This is a genomic window from Actinomyces sp. MRS3W (assembly GCF_032465695.1).
Classification (GTDB): Bacteria; Actinomycetota; Actinomycetes; order Actinomycetales; family Actinomycetaceae; genus Actinomyces.
In genome coordinates this window covers 1-3,422 of the sequence record NZ_JAWDJJ010000183.1, presented here as the reverse complement: position 1 = coordinate 3,422, position 3,422 = coordinate 1, and the positions used below count along the sequence as shown (strand labels likewise).

Annotated in this window: 4 protein-coding genes; all 4 read right to left on the bottom strand. The window is 66.5% G+C overall.

Features of this window, described 5'->3' with window-relative positions:
- Positions 1-391 precede the first annotated feature (391 nt).
- The 4 genes from tyrS to RWX45_RS06745 all read right to left on the bottom strand — a co-directional run bounded on the left by tyrS (position 392) and on the right by RWX45_RS06745 (position 3,414).
- On the bottom strand, positions 392-1,654 hold the full coding sequence (tyrS, locus tag RWX45_RS06760) for a tyrosine--tRNA ligase (RefSeq protein WP_316022979.1): 1,263 nt from the start codon (positions 1,652-1,654) through the stop codon (positions 392-394).
- 190 nt (positions 1,655-1,844) lie between these two features.
- The gene (locus RWX45_RS06755; RefSeq protein ID WP_316022978.1) at positions 1,845-2,501 is read right to left on the bottom strand and encodes a base excision DNA repair protein; all 657 of its coding nucleotides are present in this window, start codon (positions 2,499-2,501) and stop codon (positions 1,845-1,847) included.
- Positions 2,498-2,719, bottom strand: coding sequence for a hypothetical protein (locus RWX45_RS06750; RefSeq protein ID WP_316022977.1), 222 nt, complete (start codon positions 2,717-2,719; stop codon positions 2,498-2,500). The genes RWX45_RS06755 and RWX45_RS06750 overlap by 4 nt, the downstream gene beginning before the upstream one ends.
- The gene (locus RWX45_RS06745) at positions 2,716-3,414 is read right to left on the bottom strand and encodes a DNA-3-methyladenine glycosylase (RefSeq protein ID WP_316022980.1); all 699 of its coding nucleotides are present in this window, start codon (positions 3,412-3,414) and stop codon (positions 2,716-2,718) included. The genes RWX45_RS06750 and RWX45_RS06745 overlap by 4 nt, the downstream gene beginning before the upstream one ends.
- Positions 3,415-3,422: the final 8 nt, after the last annotated feature.

The window sequence follows — 3,422 nt, the reverse complement described above, 5'->3', positions numbered from 1 at the left end:
AAACCCAAAAAAAAACAAAACACCAACCAAAACAAACAAACACGACACACTATCGAGATCCCAAACAACACACCCACCGAGAGTCCACATCGCTTAACTGCGTCATGCTTCTTCTCGGAAGCGCCCGAGGAACTTTAGCGAACCGCTTGAGTCAGGTCAAACCAGAGAACGGTGATCCCCATCTCGTTCGCGGCCTCTTCAGTTCTCGGTTCCGCCAGTTCCGGGATATCCCCGCAACCGGCGGCGGAGGAATACTTTACGGAGCCCACCACCATCGGTCAAATAGCTCGGCGGTGACAACAGCCACAGGTTGTTGTCACCGCCGGCACGGGCCTTGTCATATTGACGACGGGCCCGCGTTGCACGGTAAGGCGCTTAAAAGATCCGTGGCTCACGCACGCCGCGCGGCCGCAAGATTGCGCCTGCCTTTGCGCACCAGCACCACGCCGCCGGCTAGCAACTGCTCAGCGGCGACCGGTGCGTCCTCATCCGTCACCTTGACGTTGTTGAGGTAAGCGCCTCCCGCCGCCACGGTCTTACGGGCAGCGTTACGCCCCCGTTCCAGACCAGTGCCGACGAGCAGATCCACGATCGTCGACGTGCCCACCTCAAAGCTCGTCGCCGGCAGATCGGCGGTAGCCGCGGCCAGAGTCGCCTCGTCCAACTCCGAAAGGTCTCCCCTCCCCCACAGTGCCGCCGTCGCGGCCTCCGCCTGGGCGGTCGCATCCGCACCGTGCACCCAACTCGTCACCTCGTGGGCCAAGACACGTTGCGCTTCCCGCGCCTTCGGGTTGGCCGCGGTGGCTGCCTCGAGGCCTTCGATCTCCTCCCGCGACAGGAAGGTGAAGACCTTGAGGAAGCGCACGACGTCGGCATCATCGGTCTGCAGCCAGAACTGGTAGAAGGCGTAGGGGCTGAGCAGCTCCGGGTTGAGCCAGACGGCTCCGCCCTCGGTCTTGCCGAACTTGGTGCCATCGGCCTTGGTAATGAGTGGGTTGGTCATGACATGGACGGTCTGGCCCTCCACCTTGTGGATAAGGTCCATACCGCCGACCAGATTGCCCCACTGGTCGTTGCCGCCCACTTCGAGTGTGCAACCGTAGCGGCGGAACAGCTCGAGGTAATCGTTGGCCTGGAGGACCTGGTAGCTGAACTCGGTGAAGGAGATGCCCTCCTCGCTGGCCAGCCGCCGCGCCACGATGTCCTTGGACAGCATGGTTCCCATGCGGAAGTTCTTGCCGATGTCGCGCAGGAAGTCGATGGCGCTCAGTTGGGCGGTCCAGTCCAGGTTGTTGACAATGCGGGCGGGGTTCTCGCCGTCGAAGTCAAGCAGGTGCTCGAGTTGCTCCCGCAGTCCCTGTGCCCATTCGGCGACTACTTCCTTGGTGTTGAGGGTGCGTTCCCCCTTGGCGCGCGGGTCACCGATGAGCCCGGTGGCACCTCCCACCAGCGCCAGCGGATGATGACCGGCCAGCTGCAGGTGGCGCATGACCTTCACCGCGACAAGGTGGCCGTGGTGCAGGGAGGGCGCGGTCGGGTCGAAGCCGCAATAGAAGGTGACCGGTCCGGCGTCCAGCGCCGCGCGCAGCGCATCGATGTCGGTGTGCTGGGCGATGAGGCCCCGCCACTGCAGCTCGTCCAGGATGTCGGTCACGGTCCTGTGCCTTCCCATTGTTTTTCCCGACGCATGCAGGCCGGGGCCGGGGCGGTTGCCCGGCGCGGGCTAGTCTGCCACGGCTGTGCAGCCGACCAGACGAAGTGTCAGCAGAACGGACATGCGCGCTCTATATTTCCGGCGCTTCGAGCCCGCCCCGCCTTCCGAAGGCACGCAGGATCTATCGAGACTACGCCGTGCCTATACCGATCATGGGGCCGTAAACCTCCCAGCCGCCAGCCGCCCGGGCATGCTTACCAGCCTCGAGGATCAGCCCGTGGAGGTCCACGAGCTCCGCATGGCTGAGTCCTTCAGCATCGATGACGGCTTCCAGAGTCTTCCTCGTGGTCTCGTAGTCGCGGCCGACGGCGTAGCCGGCCTGCCGTAGTAGACGCCGCCCGTAGGCGTCGAAGATGAAACGACGCCTGCCATAGACCATCAGCGCCGCCACATCGGCACTTTCCGGACCGATACCGGGCAAGGACAGCAGCGCGACGCGCAGGGCAGCGTCATCCAGCGTTGCAGCGGCGGCTCCATCCGCCGACAGCATCCAGGCGGCGAAGGCGCGCAGCGAACGCGACTTGGCACGCATAAAGCCGGCCGGCCGGATGAGCGCCGTCAGTTCCGCGTCGGTCAAGCGCAGAAACTGCTCGGTTTCGAAACCGGTGACCTCTCGCAGCGCTGCGAGAGCACGCTCGACGTTCGTCCAGGCCGTGTTCTGTACCAGCACGATCCCGCATACATACTCGAAGGGGGTCTGCGCGGCCCATACCGGCGTCTTCCCCAGCGCGGTGCGCAGGATCGTCAGTAGGTCGTGCATGGGCAACGGGTGGAGGTCACCGGTCATTGGCCTGATTCCATTGCTCGGTCCCACACCAGTGAATAGCGCCAGTAGCAGCGACGACGTATCCGGGCCCCTGGCAGGATCCGGGCGGCCGCCACGCAGGCGACGGTATCGAATGTTCCGCGCCCACCGCGGCCTGCGGCATCGGCGACGAGCTCGTCGTGGAAGGCCGCGTTGTGGTTCCAGTAGTGGTTGGGATGCGGGGTGGTGGCGGGGCTCATCGCGTACTCCGACCCCGACGGCGTGGCCGGGCGAGCTTGTAGGGAGAGACCGTGGGCTCGCCGTCGAGCCAGAAGCGCCAGGGGAAGCGCTCGCCGTCGCCGCCCGGTCCGGCCACCCCGGTGCGCGGCCCGTTCCGGATGCGCGCGGGATCGGGACGCTGCCCCTGCCCGGGCAGGACCAGGCTGATCCGTGAGCCTGTCGGCCCGAGCTGCACGCCGTCGTCGTCCCGGTTCAGCCCGAGCGCCTGACACAGGCGCGCCGGTCCCCGGGCGAGCTCGCGGTCGGTGCGGGCCGCCGGCCGACGGCGGCGTGCCAGTTCCAGTCCAGCGGTCACCTCTCCCCCGCGCAGCAGCACGGCGCGGGAATGCCCCTGGGGTCCGCACACGAGATTGACGCAGTAGTGCATGCCGTAGGTGAAGTACACGTAGACGACGCCGGCCGCCTCGAACATGGAGGCGTTGCGCGCTGTCCTCCCCCGGTAGGCGTGGGAGCCGGGATCGGCCTCACCCCGGTAGGCCTCGACCTCGGTCAGGCGCACCGACACCTTCCCCTGCGGGGAGCACGTGGTCAGGGTGGCTCCGAGCAGCCGCGGCGCCACCGTGACGGGGTCGCCGGCAAGCAGGGCAGCAACGTCTGCGGGCACACCAGGACCACCGGCCGAGCCTTCGTCAGGGGTCGTCGCCGCCGGGTTCAGCCCCGTCA